The sequence below is a fragment of the Neobacillus sp. SuZ13 genome (assembly GCF_030123365.1).
Lineage (GTDB): Bacteria > Bacillota > Bacilli > Bacillales > Cytobacillaceae > Neobacillus.
Window position 1 is genome coordinate 3,150,827 of record NZ_CP126107.1, and the last position, 16,527, is coordinate 3,167,353.

A 16,527-nucleotide genomic window follows, 5' to 3' on the forward strand; every position below is an offset into this window, starting at 1 on the left:
GAATGAGGAAAGTTAAGTAAATTAAAGGGGTCATTTGGATTATGAATAGTAGAAGAGATAAATACCGAGGAAGGAAGAAATCTTTTCTCCCCTTCCTCATTCTTGTTGTCGTCTTGCTGATTGCGGGTGGTTTTTATTTGAACAGCAGTATAAAGGAAGAGAAGGCTGATTCGAAAATCTCCAAGCTGAAGGAAAAAGCGGATGAGAAGGTAAAAAAAGAGGAGCCAAAACAAGAAGTTATCCCAGAAACAAAACCTGAACCTGTGAAAGAAACAACGATTAAAATTAGTGCAGCTGGGGATTTTACACTTGGGTCAGATGAATCGTTTAACTATAGCAGTTCTTTTATCAAGGCAGCTGATGACAATGGATTGCCTTATTTTGTCAAAGGCTTGGATAATATTTTTAAAAATGATGATTTTACAACGGTCAATTTAGAAACCACACTTACAAATGCAACCCAAAAAGCGGTGAAGACATTTCGTTTTAAAGGAGATCCGTCCTATGCGAAAATTTTAGAATTAGGTGGGATTGATGCTGTTAATTTAGCCAATAATCATATCCATGATTACCTGGATAAAGGCTATAAGGACACCATAACATCTCTGGAAAAACAGAACATTGGTTACTTTGGGTATGATCATAAATATATTACAACGGTAAATGATACAAAAATCGGCGCTCTAGGATATGAGGGTTGGTCGGATACACAAGAAATACGCAGTCAAGTGGAGAATGATATTAAAGAGCTGCGAGCGCAAGGAGCGCAGATCATTCTCGTTCATTATCATTGGGGCAGTGAACGCCATTATGTTCCTGACAGCTCTCAACAGTCATTGGCCCGATTTACCATCGACAGTGGTGCAGACCTTATACTTGGTCACCATCCACATGTCGTTCAAGGGATCGAAGAATATAAGGGGAAATTCATTGTATATAGTCTCGGGAACTTTATGTTTGGCGGAAATCGAAACCCAAGTGACAAGGATACGTTTGTTTTTCAGCAAACCTTTCATTTAAAAAATGGAGTTCTTTCTGATACGAAAGAGATCAATGTCGTTCCATTTTCAATTTCTTCGGTCTCCTCTAGAAATGATTATCAACCGACATTATTGACCGGCTCTGAAAAGAAAAGAGTTAAACAAAAAATTATTGATGGCTCTAACAAAATCAAAGGCTCTGAGTGGCTAGTCTATGAAAATAATGATCAGGTCGTGAAATCGGAAAATTGAATATTCAATAAAAAGGGACAGTTCGCACTGTCCCTTTATTTTATAGATGAAATTTTTAAGCCGATATTGGAGTAGATGGTATCGTAAAAAGTAAACTGACGGTCTTCATAGTGATAATTGTTTTTGCCTGGTGTTGGTTTGCGAATGTTAATTTTTAAATAATCATTAAAGCGTAAAAAAATGGAGTAGTTCGCTGCAGGCAGCTGGCTTAATACTTTTAAGTCCAGTTCTAATGTTCCATTTCCGCTATCGTCTACGCTTACCGGAAGGGGTGATTCAAGCAATGCGTTTTTTGAATCCCGAACCAGCCCATGCGAGAGCGTATCGAGATGATCGCCAAACACCTTAAATTTTAAGATATATTTATTTTTATCGATATATTCCTCCTCTAGTATTGAATGCATGGGTATGCGGATATATTTATATTTTTCCTCTAAGAAAGGAACAGCCACAAAGGGTTGATTATCTTTGATGATGACATCTTTTATTTTCTCTTGTTTTTCCCAGGCAAAAAGAGTCTCAAGGTCTTTAAATTTCCTATCGCGAAATAAGTGATAAACCACCTTATTCATCGGTTGGAAAAATTCATCGGAAAACTCATAATTTAATTTCTTTGTTGTTTTTAACACTTGGTTGAACTTATAGTAATAAACACGTTTCAGCCTCGTTTTTTGAAAATGTGGTGTATGAAAGAATCTCGTAATCGAATCAAATTCATAGAGACGGTTTAAAACCATTTTCTGTTTTTCAATATCTAAATCTTTCTTAATAATATGATTAATCACTTTGAGATTACAATTGGTTTTTTGAATAATATTAGTTTGATTGGTTAAACGCGAATCCTGGTTATCCATCCGATTTAAATAGTAGATAGGTTGTACTGTTGTCGAAATTGTCCGGCAGTGGGTTAACACATCTATAAAAAATTGCTTGTCTTCCGCAAATTTCATTTCAGGAAATAAAATTTGATTGTCTTTTATAACGCTCGTTTTAATCATGCGTGCACGTGGACCTAAATGATGGAAAATATGCGGAATCGAATAGGGTGATTCACTTCGTCTTTCTTTACAAGATTCATGTTCACCAACTATGGACATTCCTTTTGATGTGACCTGTATAGTTTTCCCTACTGCATAATCATCGCCACTTTCTGATAAAATGGACGATAATACTTCCAAGCCGTTAGGTTCTAACCAATCATCAGCATCTAGGAAAGTAATATAGTTAGAGCGTGCCAATTGTATACCGATATTACGAGGATAGCCTGGAGTACCAGAATTTTTTTTCAGGAAAACAACAATAATGTTCGCGTATTTCGCAGAGTATTCTAAGAGGATTTCTCTTGAGGAGTCCGTGGAACAATCATCGATTAATATATATTCAATTTGATCCATGCCGAGTGTTTGATTAAGCACAGAATCGATGGTTTTTCTTAGCGATTTTTCTGCGTTATAAACGGGGGTAACGACAGAGACCATAGTAGGATTCTGTTCTGTGGTTAATTTTTGATCAACGATATAGTATCCTTTTGCGTTTTTATTCCATTTCCAACCCATGTTTTTTCACCTCAACTTTCTGTCCATTCTAGTGTTTGAATTCATTTTTATGTAAAAAACTCCAAACCATTATTTATTTTTGGACAAAATATCGAATCTTATTCGAAAAATAATTCTCATCCAATGCTAGTCATCCAGATTCTACGTTCATTGACAACTTTTTACACTACATATATCTGAATAATGATAAAATAGGTCATATTCATAATTTATATCTAGGAGGATTTAAACGTTGGAAAATAAGTTTTCTACCCCAAAAGGATTTGGCGAAATACTCGACCATACCTTTCAACTAACTAAAAATCGCTTTAAGGACTTTTTCATGATTTTACTGATTTTTATGGGTCCGGTCTACTTGGTCCAAGCAATCCTGCAACTAAGTTCTGGAACCAGCTTTTTTAGAGAGGTTGGCAGTGAAGGGGAATGGTTTGAACAAATACTTACCAGTTTTGAAGAGTCAGGCACATTCGATTCAAGCAGTTTGAGTGCTGACATAGGTTTAATCATCATTGGAATAGTTAGTGCTATCTTGGCACCTGTTGCAGAGGCAGCTATTCTATTTACTATCAACCATGTACGAAGAAGTGAGGAATATACCGTTGGTTCGGTCATTAAAGAAGCCTTTTCGCGATTTTGGCCAATTATCGGAAGTAGTATTTTATTTGGATTGATTAGTTTGGGGATTATCATTCTTCCCGTCGCACTTATCGCATTCACAGGTGTGGTTGTTGCAACCACCGTACATCCGATTGGAGGGATTCTTTTAGGAATCGTCATGTTTCTAGGCTTTGCTGTTCTCGTGGGATTACTATTAACCCGCTGGAGCTTTTATTTTGGCTCTGTTGTCCTCGATAAAGTTTCCCCTGGGTTAGGAAGAAGTTGGAGATTAACAAGAAAGCGTACATGGGTATTGCTGGGACTATATATCGTCTTTTATCTAATTATTTCTTGTATTACTTTTGGCGTGCAAATGACTTTTGGCATCGTTTTGGGGAACAGTGTGCTGCTAACACTGATTACAAACCTCGTCACCTTAGTCACGACTATGATTTTTTCTGTAGGCTATGGGGTTATGTATCTGGATGCCAAAACTCGACATGATGCAGACGATTTAAAAGAGATGCTAGATGAATTCAAAACGGTTTAAAAAAACCTATTATGTTAGGTGATGAATATGTTCAATGCTGACAAGGCACGTGGTGACCTTGAAGATATATTAAAAGGAAAAGAATATCGAGTGTATTACGATTCAAAAGGATTATTTGCCACATGGTGGGATAAAGCAAAAGAATGGATTGCCACGCAACTGGAAAAATTGTTTCCAGCCATCGATTCCGCGAGCAGGGTGTCAGGCACCATTCTCATTACGATCATAGTACTAATTGTTTTCTTACTTGTTTTAGTTGCTTTTTTGGTGATTCGGAATACGAGACGCAATCGAATCCTCCGTAAACAAAAACCGATCCAATCGACGAAAGAAATGAATTGGACGTCGCATAGACATCTTGAAGAAGCAAATAAGCTTGAGAGTTTGGAAGAATATACATCTTCCACCCGCCATCTGTTTTTAGCATTGCTTCTTTCCTTTCATGAAAAAGGATTGCTTGAGGCTAGAATTTGGAAAACCAATTGGGACTATTATGATGAACTTAGGAAAGTTGATCAGTTCAAGGCAGAACAATTCTTTCAGTTTGCACAACTTTTTGAAGAAGTGACCTACGGGGAGCGCACCGTGGGGAAAGCGGAATATTTGCAGTTCCATCATGAGATACGGAAGGTACATGGCGATTTGAGGGAGGAGAATAGTTGATGAAATCTCTTTCCAACATGCGTACCTGGATTGGCCTGCTTATTCTGCTTGGTTTATTTTTGCTCTTTAGTTATTTAAGTTCTACACCGAAGCCGAAGAATTATCCAAATTACGTAACTGAGTCACCTGCTCCTAGTGGAGTGAAAGCATTTTATACATATGTTAAGAACGAAAATGAAGGAAAGGTATGGAGACATTCGCCAGATTTACTGTCTGTTGCATCAGATTCCCAATTGCTAATTATGGTCGAGCCAGCTATTAGCTTTGAAACGGAAGAGATGAGGGCGTACATTAATTATATGAAAGCCGGCAATACCATTTTATTGTTGCAAACCAATCCACAAGGGATGTTTGATATCAAAACAAGTGGAACGAATTCAGGTGAGTCGCAGAAGGTTTCTACGCAAGACCGGACATCCTATCGTGCTCAAATTAATTCAACTATCCGTTTGCAGACGAAAAAAGGAGATCACGTACTGCTTTCTGACCAGACCGGTCCGATTTCAGTTAAACGGTCTTTTGGAAAAGGCCAATTAATTGTTGGTATTACCCCAGAGTGGATGACGAATGGGAATCTATTAAAGAGGGATCATTTATCCCTGCTACTGTATCTACTAAATGAAGCAAAAGCAAACACCATTCTGTTTGACGAATACATTCATAGCGGTGAAAATGCACCTACAGTTTGGAATGTATATCCGATGTGGTTTTTAGTTCTTGTTATCCAGACGATTCTTTTAATGATGTTATGGCTTTGGATGAAAGGAAAGCGATTCGGCTCTATATACGTCCCAAGGGAAGAGTCCGTTCGATTTAGTGATGAAGGATTGCAGGCATTAGCTGCCTGGTACCTACGAGGTAAACGATACCATGAATCAATCATCATCCAAGCAGATTATGTCAAACTTCTTCTCCAAGAACGATGGCAGATTCCGTATCATAGCGAGTGGCAGGATTTGTCGAGTTATATGGAGAAAAAACGGACTCGAATGTCTACTAATGAAATCAACTCCTTTTTAACAGGTTTGGTTCACATTCTTGAAAAAGAAACCATCACAAAACAGGAATACTTATTATGGTCGAAAAGGCTCGAGCAATTAAGGAAAGAGGTTGAAGAATGAAGACAGAATTAACATCTTTATTAAATAAATATGAAGAGCGGATTTTGGGACAAAGTCTAAATCTTAAACTAATGCTATCAGCTATTCTAGCTGGTGGCCATGTCCTATTAGAAGGGGTGCCTGGCACTGGAAAAACACAAATGGTGCGTACACTTGCCAATCTCTTAGGGGGCACCTTTAACCGAATCCAGTTTACCCCAGACTTATTGCCAAGTGATATCACTGGAAGCACAATTTACAATATGAAGGAAAGCACCTTTCAAACGCTGAAGGGGCCGATTTTTACCAATATCTTGTTAGCGGATGAAATTAACCGGACCCCTGCAAAGACACAAGCTGCCCTGCTCGAAGCCATGGAAGAAAAACAGGTAACGATTCAAGGTGAAACATATCCTTTACCCGAGATGTTTTTTGTGGTTGCCACCCAAAACCCAATTGAATTTGAAGGGACCTACCCACTTCCCGAAGCACAGCAGGATCGTTTCCTCTTCAAGCTTAAAATTGAATTTCCAAGCTTCGAGGAAGAAAAAAATATCCTAAAACGCATGATTGAAAACAGCTTTGAGGAAAAGCTTGCGTCAGCGATCTTAGATAGGGAAGAGTTTTTACGTATTAGAAGAGACATTGAAAAAGTCACGGTGAGCGAGAATGTATTAGATTACATCATGAAGATTGTCAGGAAAACACGTGAAGCAGAATCCATCCGATTTGGGGCTAGTACGAGAGCTGGAATTTCGACTGGCAAGGCAGCACAAGCGTGGGCCTACCTTTCAGGCAGGGATTACGTCACACCCGACGATATCAAAATGGTCGCCAAGCCAGCCTTACGACATCGCATTCAGTTATCGCCGCATGTAGAATTGGAGGGAGCAACCGTTGACCAAATTATTGAAGAGCTGGTGGGCTCGGTTCCTGTTCCAAGATAGAGGAGTTTTACCAACTAAACGATTATTAATGGGGTACCTCATACTATCAATTTTTTTAGGGATTAATACTATTTGGGGATTATCATGGAGCCTGGTCATTGCAGCCAATCTCATATTATTTATGGCCAGTTTGTTTGACCTGTTTTTTTCTCCTTCCAAAAAACACCTTTCCTTTCAACGGACCATTTCAGCGGAACTTGAAAGAGGAATCTCTTACCCGGTAACGATTGAGGTTCAGAATGCTTCTACTTATTCTTTTTCATACAGAATAGTGGATGATCTGCCACAGTCCTTCGCAAGACCGTTTCCTATTGTGGGCTCGATTCCAAAGGATGCTGTAGTGGAGATTTCCTATGATACTACTGCGATGGTGAGAGGAAAGTACGAGTTGAATAAGTTTTATTTTCGTTTCACGAGTTTGCTGGGATTGTGGGAAAAACAGGTGACCGTTGAATTAAGGGATGAAGTAAAAGTTATTCCAGATTTAACTGAAACTAAACAGTATTTAGAAAATGCCCAGAAATATTTAGTGCACGAAGGTGTAAAGATCCGGAGGCAGCGAAGCGGGGTTGGTGATTTTTCCAAGATTAGAAGTTATGTGGTGGGAGACGATCCACGGAAAATCAACTGGCGTCAAACTGCCAAACTCCGCGAAGTGATGACAAATGAGTATGAACCAGAGCATGGAAAGTATATTACCATTTTAATTGATTGTGGAAGAATGATGGGGGCAGAATTGTTACAGGGAAATCGCTTAGAAAAAGCATTAGAAGCAGCCTTGACGGTGACAGCTGCGGCCCTCCAAAAGGGGGATTATGTGTCGGTTCTCGCCTTTTCAAAGGATATAAAAGTCTTTGTACCGCCTGCCAAAGGAATGGCGCACCTGCAGACCATTCTCCAAGCAATCTATTCAGTTGACGTAGATGCAGCTGAGACAAATTATGCAGCTGTGTTGCAGTACTTAGAAACTGTGCAAAAGAAACGAAGTCTGCTGTTATTATTTAGTGATGTACGGACCTTCCTTCACGAGGAAAGTGGTCTAATCCTCTTAAAACGACTTCGACAGCGGCATTTATTTTTAATGATTGGAATTGAAGATCAGACACTTTTAAAAAGAGTGAAAGAGGAGCCGAATACGGTCCAAGCAGCGATGCAAAAAAGTATTGCGCAGCAGCAATTTTTGTTTAAGAAAAGGGAAAAGAAAAAATGGGAAAAGCAAGGCCTCGTTATGATCGAGGCCCGTGAGGAGAAATTAGCGATTACTGCCGTTTCTCAGTATATCGATATTATGAATCAGAATCTTTTATAGCTTTCCTGAGTTGCAGCTTGCCTATAACTACATAAAGGAAGAGTCCAATCACGGTTAAAAAAGCAACGATGTACTTTGCTTCTAATGAAATCGCAGCCGGGGTAATGAAGCCTTCGATGATACCCGCAATAACAAATAGAGGAATCGTACCGAGCAATAGTTGAACGGATCTTAGTGCATGCTGCTTTAATTGGAAACTTCGAGAATATTGTCCAGGCACAAACAGCTTATAGCCCATCAATAGCCCAGCGCCGCCAGCAATAAAAATGGCTGTGAGTTCGATCATTCCATGGGGAACGATGTACGCCCAAAAATCATACGATTTTCCGTGATGCCAAAATAGGGCAGCAAGCGCACCAATAATGATGCCATTGTAGACCATTAAGTAAGTCGTAACAAGCCCAAAGGTGATCCCCCCAGCAAAAGCAAAGATGGCGACTTTAATATTATTTGTCATGATGCTCGCCGACATGAGGGCGGAGTCTACCGCTTCATGGCCCTTCCCGAGTTGATCCGGGTCCACACCTTTGGCAATTTCCGCAGGGAGAATCGAATAGATATGTAAGGGATCATTCATGACGGATATAAAGCTCCCCAAACCGCCAATGAGGAATAAAATCATCGCAGCTATGATAAATTTCCATTGTTCAAGCAATAGACCAATAAATTTTTGGCTAAAAAAATAACGAATTTGCTTGAAGCTAGAGACTTGGTCCTTGTACAAAAGATTATGTGATTTAGCCACAAGTCCGTTCAAATAATTGGTGACTTCATCATGAGGAAAATAGGTTTGACTGTAAGAAAGATTCTGGGCTGCTTTTTGATAGAGTCGATGGTATTGAGTAATATGTTCTCCTGTAATGGGTAGTCTGCGCTTACTCATGGTTGTCACTAACTGTTCTAGCTGTTTCCATTCTTCTCGATGCATTTTGACAAATTGTTTAACTTTCATTCTGACACCTACTTTTAGGGGCTAGGAAAATAAGACTTTATTCTCCTTATTATAGTAATATTGTAGAAAAATAGAAATAGTAATTATCATCTTGTGATGGAGGAAACTTATGAATGAAGATCATTTAGATATAAAAACACCTGAATTTGTTTCCATTCAGTTTCAGATTGCTGGTTTAGGCAGCAGGTCGGCTGCCTTTATTATCGACCAGTTGCTTTTAATGGCGTTTAATATTTTGTCATTGATTGTCCTTTTTTTCGTTTTAGATGGCATGTCTAAAATGGAATTTATTTTTATCGGGAATTCACTGCCTATTGCGATAACAATTATTGTACTGTTTCTTGTTAATGGGGGTTACTTTTTTGCGTATGAGTTTTTCTCGGGCGGAAGAACGCTTGGGAAAAAGCTAATGGGAATCCGGGTCATTCAAGAGAATGGTCACAGCATCACCTTGCTGTCTAGCTTTATTCGGAATTTGATTCGTATCATAGATTCCTTGCCAACAGCTTACTTTCTCGGTATTATCATGATTTTTTTTCATTCGAAACATAAACGGCTTGGCGATCTTGTGGCTGGAACGATTGTCGTCCATGAGCGGAAGGCAAAACGGAAAAAGAAACTGTCACCTTTAGAAAATGAACTCAATAACAGAGGACTTTCAAAGGATGATCTTATTCTTGATGAATGGACGCTGAAATCATTAGGAATGAAGGATTGGAAACTTGTCAAAACATATGCAAGTCGTTTTCTGCAAATCCCATTGGACGAAAGAAATCAACTAACGGAACAAATCGCTGTGATATTATTTCCGAAAGTCGGACTGGACCCATCAGGGAAAGCGACTGATGAGTTAGAAAACAATCTTCTTGTGCTTTATTTAGTACTTCTTGAAGAATGGGAGTTTGAACTGTGAGGACGAATAATACATTCGTAAGTTTTATTCGAAGTTAAAAATAATAGTAATAAAAAAGCAATGCATTAGTATTGCTTTTTTATTTTTTTTATAAATATCTCTATAATTCCAAGGACCCATTAGTAATTAAATAGAATTAGAGGTTCGATTTGTAAAATCCATCCGACTTGTGTCTCATTTAGTCGGTTTTAGTCGAAAAATTTATCTTTACGATGTATAATAGGTAATTGTGTATTGCTGTGTGTTAATAAGGAGGAAATAATATGATGGAATGGATAATAATTCTGTTGATTGCAATTTCTGCTGTGTTGCTAATCGTTTCAATGGCATCGAATCGTAAAGCAGAAAAACAAAAACAAAAAGAAATTGACTTGGTTCATGTTGCTGTAATGAAAGATATCAATAACGTTCAGGAGCAAATTCGAAATCTTGAACTTGATATTGAAGTGGTCACAAAGGAAGCAGGCATTCAAATGACTCCAGAAGAAATTATTTTCAAACGTGAAGTACTAGATTTATATAAACGAAAATATTCAATTGAGACCATTGCACAGAAAAAACAAGTTTCAGAGAGTGAAATTCAACAATTTCTTGCTCCGTATCTGGCAGCAAAGGATGAAAGGAGCAAATTAGCCCATGAGATTTAATGTAGTGAGCAGCTTTGCGGCCGGAATTCTTTTAGCTTCGTCCATTTGTGGTGCTGTTTACTTTACTGAAGATCCTGTAGTCTCAAAAGCAGCTGCCAAACCAACCAAAACCGAGCAGAAAACAGTTGCTCAACCAACTGAAACTGAAATGAAAGACCAACTTTTAGCTGCTGGTTATGTTGTTCAACCAAAGGCAGAATATGATAAGACGCTAGAAGCAGCAAAAAAAGCCGCTTCCACCGCATCTACGGCTACTAATGGTTCCCAAAAGATTGCCTACAGATCAGTTATTTCCGTTACACAAGGGATGACGAGCATCGATGTCGGCAAAATGCTTGTAAAAGCGAAAATTGTACCTGATGCCTTTAAATTCTCAAAAGATGTAGAGAGGAAGGGTGTCGAAAAAAACTTACGCCCAGGTACATTCGTGGTTGATACACAAATGACTTATGATCAAATTATCGCAACCATTTTTAAAAAGTAACTGATATAACAAAGACGGACAGTATGATTAGATACTGTCCGTTTTGTTATATCAGTTACTTTTTTTCACAAATTCTTGAACCATTTCGCCGGTAACGAATTCTCGTGTCGGGATAAAGCGCAGGTTGATTTTATTTATACTATTTGTTACTGCGTTTATTTTATCAGTTGAAAAAGGTAGGCCTTGTTTACATAACTCAATCGCTTCTTCGATATATTGCTCGCGTTGTTGATCGAGTGCTAAGAATTGTTGATAGGTTTCATGCTGATTTGCCGCATGTTTAATTAGATCTTTATGTACACTCATGATATCACTCCTTAAATATATTTATACAATCATACCATAATTAATTGGGGAAGTGGCGGATGTAAAATTATAGTGTACGTATCTTGAGATTAATAGGAATAATACTAGATTCAGTCGAATATATTTTCTTATTAGCTTGAATGATAGATTAGAAATAAGTTTTATCACCAAAAGTCTTAAAATTTAAATTTTTTTATGGCAAAGGAGGTCCTATGGGTCACAATCACTCTCATCACACCAAAAATAAAAAAGCATTGATGATCGCGTTTCTCATTATTACCGTTTTTATGGTTTTAGAGTACATTGGAGGGACTTTGACAAATAGTCTAGCTCTTCTTTCTGATGCTGGACATATGTTAAGTGATTCTATTTCCTTGGGAGTGGGATTACTAGCTCTTATTTTAGGAAGACGGGCAGTGAGTGAGAGTAAAACCTTTGGTTATCAGCGGTTGGAAATTTTATCAGCTTTATTTAATGGGGTTCTATTAATTGTAATTTCTATATTAATCATGTGGGAATCGTTTCACCGTTTTAGTGAACCTCAAGTAATTTCTGGTACGGGTATGCTTTTGATATCTAGTATGGGTGCGTTGGTAAATATAATTGTTGCATGGATTATACATCAATCAGAAACTAGTGAAAACATTAATATGAGAGCTGCATTTTTACATGTAATTGGAGATTTACTTGGGTCTGTTAGTGCTATTATTGCTTCCTTACTAATTATGTATTTTGGCTGGACCATTGCCGATCCAATAACTAGTTTAATTGTTTCTTTATTAATTTTAAAAAGTGGAATTGGGATAACCAACGATGCCATTCACATGCTGATGGAAGGTAGACCAGCAAACTTAGATGTTGAAAAAGTGAGAGAAACATTACTTAAAATTCCAGGTGTAGTAAGTATGCATGATTTTCATGTATGGAGTATCACATCAAATTTCCCCTCGATTAGTTGTCACTTGGTGATTTCAGAACATAATCACGACTCGATTTTAAAGAATGCATTAAGAGAATTACATGATACTTTTGATTTGGAACATGCAACTATTCAAGTGGAAAATGTTAATGCCGATTTGGATAAATATGAACATAATCGTTGTAATCATTTTGTAGCGAAAGACTTTTGACAAAGTTAAAGCAATAAATTTTACAAGGGTATCAAACATTTATAAAGATAATAAACAAATTTCGTTAATTTGTTTAATAATGAACAAATCGTGTTCATTTAACAATTGTAAGCATCCAATTTCTATATATAATTATAAATAGAAGAGAAATAACGACTTTTGATACAGGATTGTTACTGGTATGCAGGCAAAACCTAAATGGATTGTTACTGTTTACTCAGGCAAAACCTAAATCGCTAAAATTTGACTTTTTTAAGTCTTAAATTTTAGTGTTTTAGGTTTTTCTTTTTTCAATATAGATAGTTATGCTAATTTTTTGCAGAGGAGAGATTTTCTCATGAAACTAATTGCACAGTTTAGACTGTCCAGTTGGCGGGAGCGGCGTAGTGGTAAACTCGCTTGCTAAACGTTCGGATAACGGGCTAGACCGAAGATGGATTATTTAATGTTCTAAAAATAAAATTTAAAAAGGTTATTGACAAAAGTTTTTATAAGTATTATTATTATCTCAGATTCAAGATATTTAAATTCAATATAGATTCAAATTTTTTTATAACAATATCTCGAATTCGAGATAAAATATTTTTAGGAGGATTTAAAGATGATAAATATTGGTTTATTAATAATTCGTTTGGTTATTGGTGTTTTATTCATTGGTCACGGTGCTCAGAAATTGTTTGGTTGGTTTGGTGGTTATGGTTTAAAAGGTACAGGAGGCTGGTTTGAATCCATTGGTATGAAACCAGGGGTTACCATGGCTCTTTTCGCAGGATTAGCAGAACTTATTGGAGGAATTTTGTTTACTTTAGGACTTCTTACCCCGCTTGCAGGAATTATGATTGCAGGGACGATGGTAATGGCGATCGTAAAAGTGCATGCTCCAAACGGATTATGGTCAACGTCTAATGGATATGAATATAACCTAACTCTACTTGCAGTAGCTATTGGTATAGCTTTAATCGGTCCGGGTCAATATGCACTGGATGCATTTTTATTCTAAAATACCTTGAAATAGAGATTCTTTAATTTTAATAAATTTTGTGAGACTTTAAAATCTTAAGGAAGAACAAAATAAGGTATCAATGTCCTTGATTTAACTATAATTAATATGAAGAAGGAGAGATGAAAAATGAGCAAAAAGACAATGGGTATTCACCACATCACTGCAATTGTCGGTCATCCGCAAGAGAACGTAGATTTCTATGCAGGAATATTGGGTTTGCGTTTAGTGAAGCAAACGGTCAATTTTGATGATCCAGGTACGTATCACCTTTATTTCGGGAATGAAGGTGGGAAGCCAGGAACAATTATCACCTTCTTTCCATGGGCTGGAGCGCGTCAAGGAATCATCGGTGATGGTCAAGTAGGAGTCACATCCTATGTTGTTCCTAAAGGTGCCATGGGATTTTGGGAACAAAGATTAGAAAAATTCAATGTTCCTTTTACTAAAATGGAACGCTTCGGAGAGCAATATTTGGAATTTGATGACCCGCATGGACTTCATTTGGAACTTGTTGAAAGAGAAGAAGGGGAAGTCAATTCATGGACCTTCGGAGGGGTGTCACCGGATGTTGCCATAAAAGGATTTGGTGGAGCAACGCTATTATCTACACAACCGGACAAAACAGCAGAATTGTTAGAAAATGTAATGGGTCTTGATTTAATCGGAAAAGAAGGAGATTTCGCTCGTTACCGTTCCACTGCTGATATCGGAAACGTTATTGACCTTAAATTAACTACGATTGGACGCGGGCAAATGGGTGTAGGCACAGTTCACCACATTGCATGGCGAGCTATTGATGATCAAGACCAATTGGATTGGCAAAAGTATGTGGCGGCAAATGGATATGGTGTCACTCCTGTAAAAGACAGAAATTATTTTAATGCTATTTACTTCAGGGAACATGGGGAAATTTTATTTGAAATTGCAACTGATCCCCCAGGATTTGCTCATGATGAATCACAAGAGACAATGGGTGAAAAATTGATGTTGCCATCACAGTATGAAACGCGTAGAGCACAAATAGAACGAGTGTTACTACCGTTTGAAGTAAGAGAAGTAGACTGATTTTACGAAAGGGACTGATATCTTTGCTTTCGATTGATCCAGCCACCATGTCTGAAAGAGAAAATTATAAATTTCTAATAGGAAGCATTATACCTAGGCCAATTGCTTTCGTCACAACGATTTCAAAAGACGGTGTTTTGAATGGTGCGCCATTTAGTTATTTTAATATTGTCTCATCCAATCCCCCGATGATTTCATTATCTATTCAGCGCTCAGCGGGGAGACAGAAGGATACAGCAAGAAACATCATCGAATCTAAGGAATTTGTCATTCATATTGTTGATGAACTTAATGTTGAAAAAATTAATAAAACAGCTGCAAATCTTCCTCCTGATCAAAGTGAAATAGATTTAGCTAAATTAACTCCAATAGACAGTGTTAAGATTTCTGTTCCTGGTGTAAAAGAAGCGAAAATTCGAATGGAATGCATATTAGAGCATTCCTTAGAATTAGGAGGTTTGGATACACCAGGCTGTGAATTTATTATTGGAAAAGTTGTTCAATTTCATGTTGAAAATGATATTTATGAAAATGGAAGGATAGATCCAAGGGGCTTAGCAGCAGTAAGCAGGCTGGCTGGAAATAATTATGCGAAAATCGGTGAAATTTTCGAAATAGAAAGACCTAAATAACGCCTCTATAAAATTTCATTATTCATGTTCGTAATTACCAACACAATCAAAATGATATTTCAAGTGTGAGTTTACTCACCTAAATTCGGTTGTGTATTAAAAGAATCCATAAAAAAGCGTGTGAATTCTACACACGCTTTTTCCACAATATAAATTAACTCCCTAAAATTTCTTTTAAAAACTGAATCCAAGTCCGTGCAGCATAGGGAAAATAGTTATCCTTTTTCCAGGCTATTTCTAAAGAGAGCGACTGTTGTTTTCCTTAGCTTCAGATGGTACAGCTGCGATTACTGGTAAAGGAATTGGTGTAACAGGTGGAATGTAATTCATATAAGAGTTGAAAATATTTAGACTAGAAATTTAGCCAATCGACAATGATCGATTGGTTTTTTATATTTATTTTTTGAGGTAAGCTAAGAAAAATATAGGTTTGGCAGAGTGGTATTTATAGTTATCTTTAATTTGAGATACTTTACTTGACGAAATTAGAAATTAAGATTTATTATGGTTACATAAAGTTACCGAGATTAATAAAGATAACCTCAATAATTCATAAATAATAAAATGATTAGGAAGTGAACACTATGAACGAAGTATCTGTGACACTATATTTTAAGGGAAGGAATTATCAAACGAATGTATATGCAAGAAAGGACACTTCTGAAACATAAATCTTTCAGAAGGAATGGGAACAAGTTGCAAAACAATGGACAAATTATTAATGGAGAAATCCCAACTTTAGATGAAGGGAGATAAAGCCTTGAATGAAAAGAAAGAAGTTGGAGAAAAAGCTCTTGAATATGTGAAAGACGGCATGGTTGTAGGTCTCGGTACAGGTTCTACTGTATTTTATACCATCACTAAGCTTGGTCAGTTAGTCAAGCAGGGACTTTCTATTAAAGGAGTTCCTACTTCTGAACAAACGAAACAATTAGCGATAAAACTTGGCATACCACTTGTGTCATTCAATGAAATTGAGCAAATTGATGTCACGATTGATGGAGCAGATGAGGTAGATCTTGAGTTAAATCTCATTAAAGGCGGCGGAGGTGCTCTTTTAAGAGAGAAAATAATCGCGAATGCAGCTAATAATTTCATTGTCGTTGCTGACTCTGATAAAAATGTAGATACATTAGGAACTTTTCCATTGCCGATAGAAGTGGTTCCATTTGGTTACGAAATGACAGTAAAACATATCAGGGAACTCGGAGGCAGTCCGAAGCTGAGACAAATGGATGGGACCCCTTATCTAACAGATAACGGTAATTATATAATAGACAGCAGTTTTCAAGAAATTACACATCCAGGAGAGTTAGAGAAAAACTTGAACCACATACCAGGTGTAGTTGATAACGGATTATTTGTAGGAATGGCAGATATTGTTATTACTATTATAGATAAAAAGCTTGAAACGAAAGTCCGAAGCTAGAAAATGGGAGAA

Annotated in this window: 17 protein-coding genes; 14 read left to right on the forward strand and 3 right to left on the reverse strand. The window is 37.3% G+C overall.

What is annotated here, in order from left to right:
* Positions 1–41 precede the first annotated feature (41 nt).
* Positions 42–1,232: a CapA family protein gene (locus QNH17_RS15495; protein ID WP_283873336.1), complete on the forward strand. Its 1,191-nt coding sequence runs from the start codon at positions 42–44 to the stop codon at positions 1,230–1,232.
* A gap of 35 nt (positions 1,233–1,267) precedes the next feature.
* Here QNH17_RS15495 and QNH17_RS15500 read toward each other — a convergent pair whose 3' ends face one another.
* Positions 1,268–2,788 (reverse strand): glycosyltransferase family 2 protein, encoded by a 1,521-nt coding sequence (locus QNH17_RS15500; RefSeq protein ID WP_283873338.1) that lies wholly within the window; start codon positions 2,786–2,788, stop codon positions 1,268–1,270.
* A 232-nt stretch (positions 2,789–3,020) separates the two neighbouring features.
* On the opposite strand from QNH17_RS15500, the gene QNH17_RS15505 reads away from it, so the two are divergent.
* The 5 genes from QNH17_RS15505 to QNH17_RS15525 are packed head-to-tail and all read left to right on the forward strand — an operon-like array spanning position 3,021 to position 7,954.
* Complete coding sequence (locus tag QNH17_RS15505; RefSeq protein ID WP_283873339.1) at positions 3,021–3,935, forward strand: hypothetical protein; 915 nt, start codon at positions 3,021–3,023, stop codon at positions 3,933–3,935.
* Between the two features lie 27 nt (positions 3,936–3,962).
* Positions 3,963–4,598, forward strand: coding sequence for a DUF4129 domain-containing protein (locus QNH17_RS15510; RefSeq protein ID WP_283873341.1), 636 nt, complete (start codon positions 3,963–3,965; stop codon positions 4,596–4,598).
* On the forward strand, positions 4,598–5,719 hold the full coding sequence (locus tag QNH17_RS15515; protein WP_283879517.1) for a DUF4350 domain-containing protein: 1,122 nt from the start codon (positions 4,598–4,600) through the stop codon (positions 5,717–5,719). Before QNH17_RS15510 ends, QNH17_RS15515 begins: the two co-directional genes overlap by 1 nt.
* On the forward strand, positions 5,716–6,645 hold the full coding sequence (locus tag QNH17_RS15520; protein WP_283873343.1) for an AAA family ATPase: 930 nt from the start codon (positions 5,716–5,718) through the stop codon (positions 6,643–6,645). Before QNH17_RS15515 ends, QNH17_RS15520 begins: the two co-directional genes overlap by 4 nt.
* Positions 6,596–7,954: a DUF58 domain-containing protein gene (locus tag QNH17_RS15525; protein ID WP_283873344.1), complete on the forward strand. Its 1,359-nt coding sequence runs from the start codon at positions 6,596–6,598 to the stop codon at positions 7,952–7,954. The genes QNH17_RS15520 and QNH17_RS15525 overlap by 50 nt, the downstream gene beginning before the upstream one ends.
* Here the strand turns inward: QNH17_RS15525 and QNH17_RS15530 are convergent.
* Positions 7,932–8,906 carry a stage II sporulation protein M gene (locus tag QNH17_RS15530; RefSeq protein WP_283873345.1) on the reverse strand — a complete coding sequence of 325 codons (975 nt, stop codon included), beginning with the start codon at positions 8,904–8,906 and terminating at the stop codon, positions 7,932–7,934. The two genes, QNH17_RS15525 and QNH17_RS15530, sit on opposite strands and share 23 nt — an antisense overlap.
* A gap of 109 nt (positions 8,907–9,015) precedes the next feature.
* Here QNH17_RS15530 and QNH17_RS15535 point away from each other — a divergent pair, with 109 nt between their 5' ends.
* The 3 genes from QNH17_RS15535 to QNH17_RS15545 all read left to right on the forward strand — a co-directional run bounded on the left by QNH17_RS15535 (position 9,016) and on the right by QNH17_RS15545 (position 10,950).
* The gene (locus tag QNH17_RS15535) at positions 9,016–9,819 is read left to right on the forward strand and encodes an RDD family protein (RefSeq protein WP_283873346.1); all 804 of its coding nucleotides are present in this window, start codon (positions 9,016–9,018) and stop codon (positions 9,817–9,819) included.
* 263 nt (positions 9,820–10,082) lie between these two features.
* Positions 10,083–10,466: a hypothetical protein gene (locus tag QNH17_RS15540; protein ID WP_283873347.1), complete on the forward strand. Its 384-nt coding sequence runs from the start codon at positions 10,083–10,085 to the stop codon at positions 10,464–10,466.
* Positions 10,456–10,950, forward strand: a complete 495-nt coding sequence (locus tag QNH17_RS15545) for an aminodeoxychorismate lyase (protein WP_283873348.1) — start codon at positions 10,456–10,458, stop codon at positions 10,948–10,950. The genes QNH17_RS15540 and QNH17_RS15545 overlap by 11 nt, the downstream gene beginning before the upstream one ends.
* Positions 10,951–11,001: 51 nt before the next feature.
* Here QNH17_RS15545 and QNH17_RS15550 read toward each other — a convergent pair whose 3' ends face one another.
* The gene (locus QNH17_RS15550; protein WP_283873350.1) at positions 11,002–11,256 is read right to left on the reverse strand and encodes a DUF2533 family protein; all 255 of its coding nucleotides are present in this window, start codon (positions 11,254–11,256) and stop codon (positions 11,002–11,004) included.
* A gap of 212 nt (positions 11,257–11,468) precedes the next feature.
* Here QNH17_RS15550 and QNH17_RS15555 point away from each other — a divergent pair, with 212 nt between their 5' ends.
* The 5 genes from QNH17_RS15555 (at position 11,469) to rpiA (ending at position 16,515) form a co-directional block, all read left to right on the forward strand.
* Positions 11,469–12,386, forward strand: a complete 918-nt coding sequence (locus QNH17_RS15555; protein ID WP_283873352.1) for a cation diffusion facilitator family transporter — start codon at positions 11,469–11,471, stop codon at positions 12,384–12,386.
* 601 nt (positions 12,387–12,987) lie between these two features.
* Positions 12,988–13,386: a DoxX family protein gene (locus tag QNH17_RS15560; protein ID WP_283873353.1), complete on the forward strand. Its 399-nt coding sequence runs from the start codon at positions 12,988–12,990 to the stop codon at positions 13,384–13,386.
* Positions 13,387–13,515: 129 nt separating this feature from the next.
* The gene (locus QNH17_RS15565) at positions 13,516–14,454 is read left to right on the forward strand and encodes a ring-cleaving dioxygenase (protein ID WP_283873355.1); all 939 of its coding nucleotides are present in this window, start codon (positions 13,516–13,518) and stop codon (positions 14,452–14,454) included.
* Positions 14,455–14,477: 23 nt separating this feature from the next.
* Positions 14,478–15,086, forward strand: a complete 609-nt coding sequence (locus tag QNH17_RS15570; RefSeq protein WP_283873356.1) for a flavin reductase family protein — start codon at positions 14,478–14,480, stop codon at positions 15,084–15,086.
* A gap of 760 nt (positions 15,087–15,846) precedes the next feature.
* The gene (gene rpiA / locus QNH17_RS15575) at positions 15,847–16,515 is read left to right on the forward strand and encodes a ribose-5-phosphate isomerase RpiA (RefSeq protein WP_283873358.1); all 669 of its coding nucleotides are present in this window, start codon (positions 15,847–15,849) and stop codon (positions 16,513–16,515) included.
* Positions 16,516–16,527: the final 12 nt, after the last annotated feature.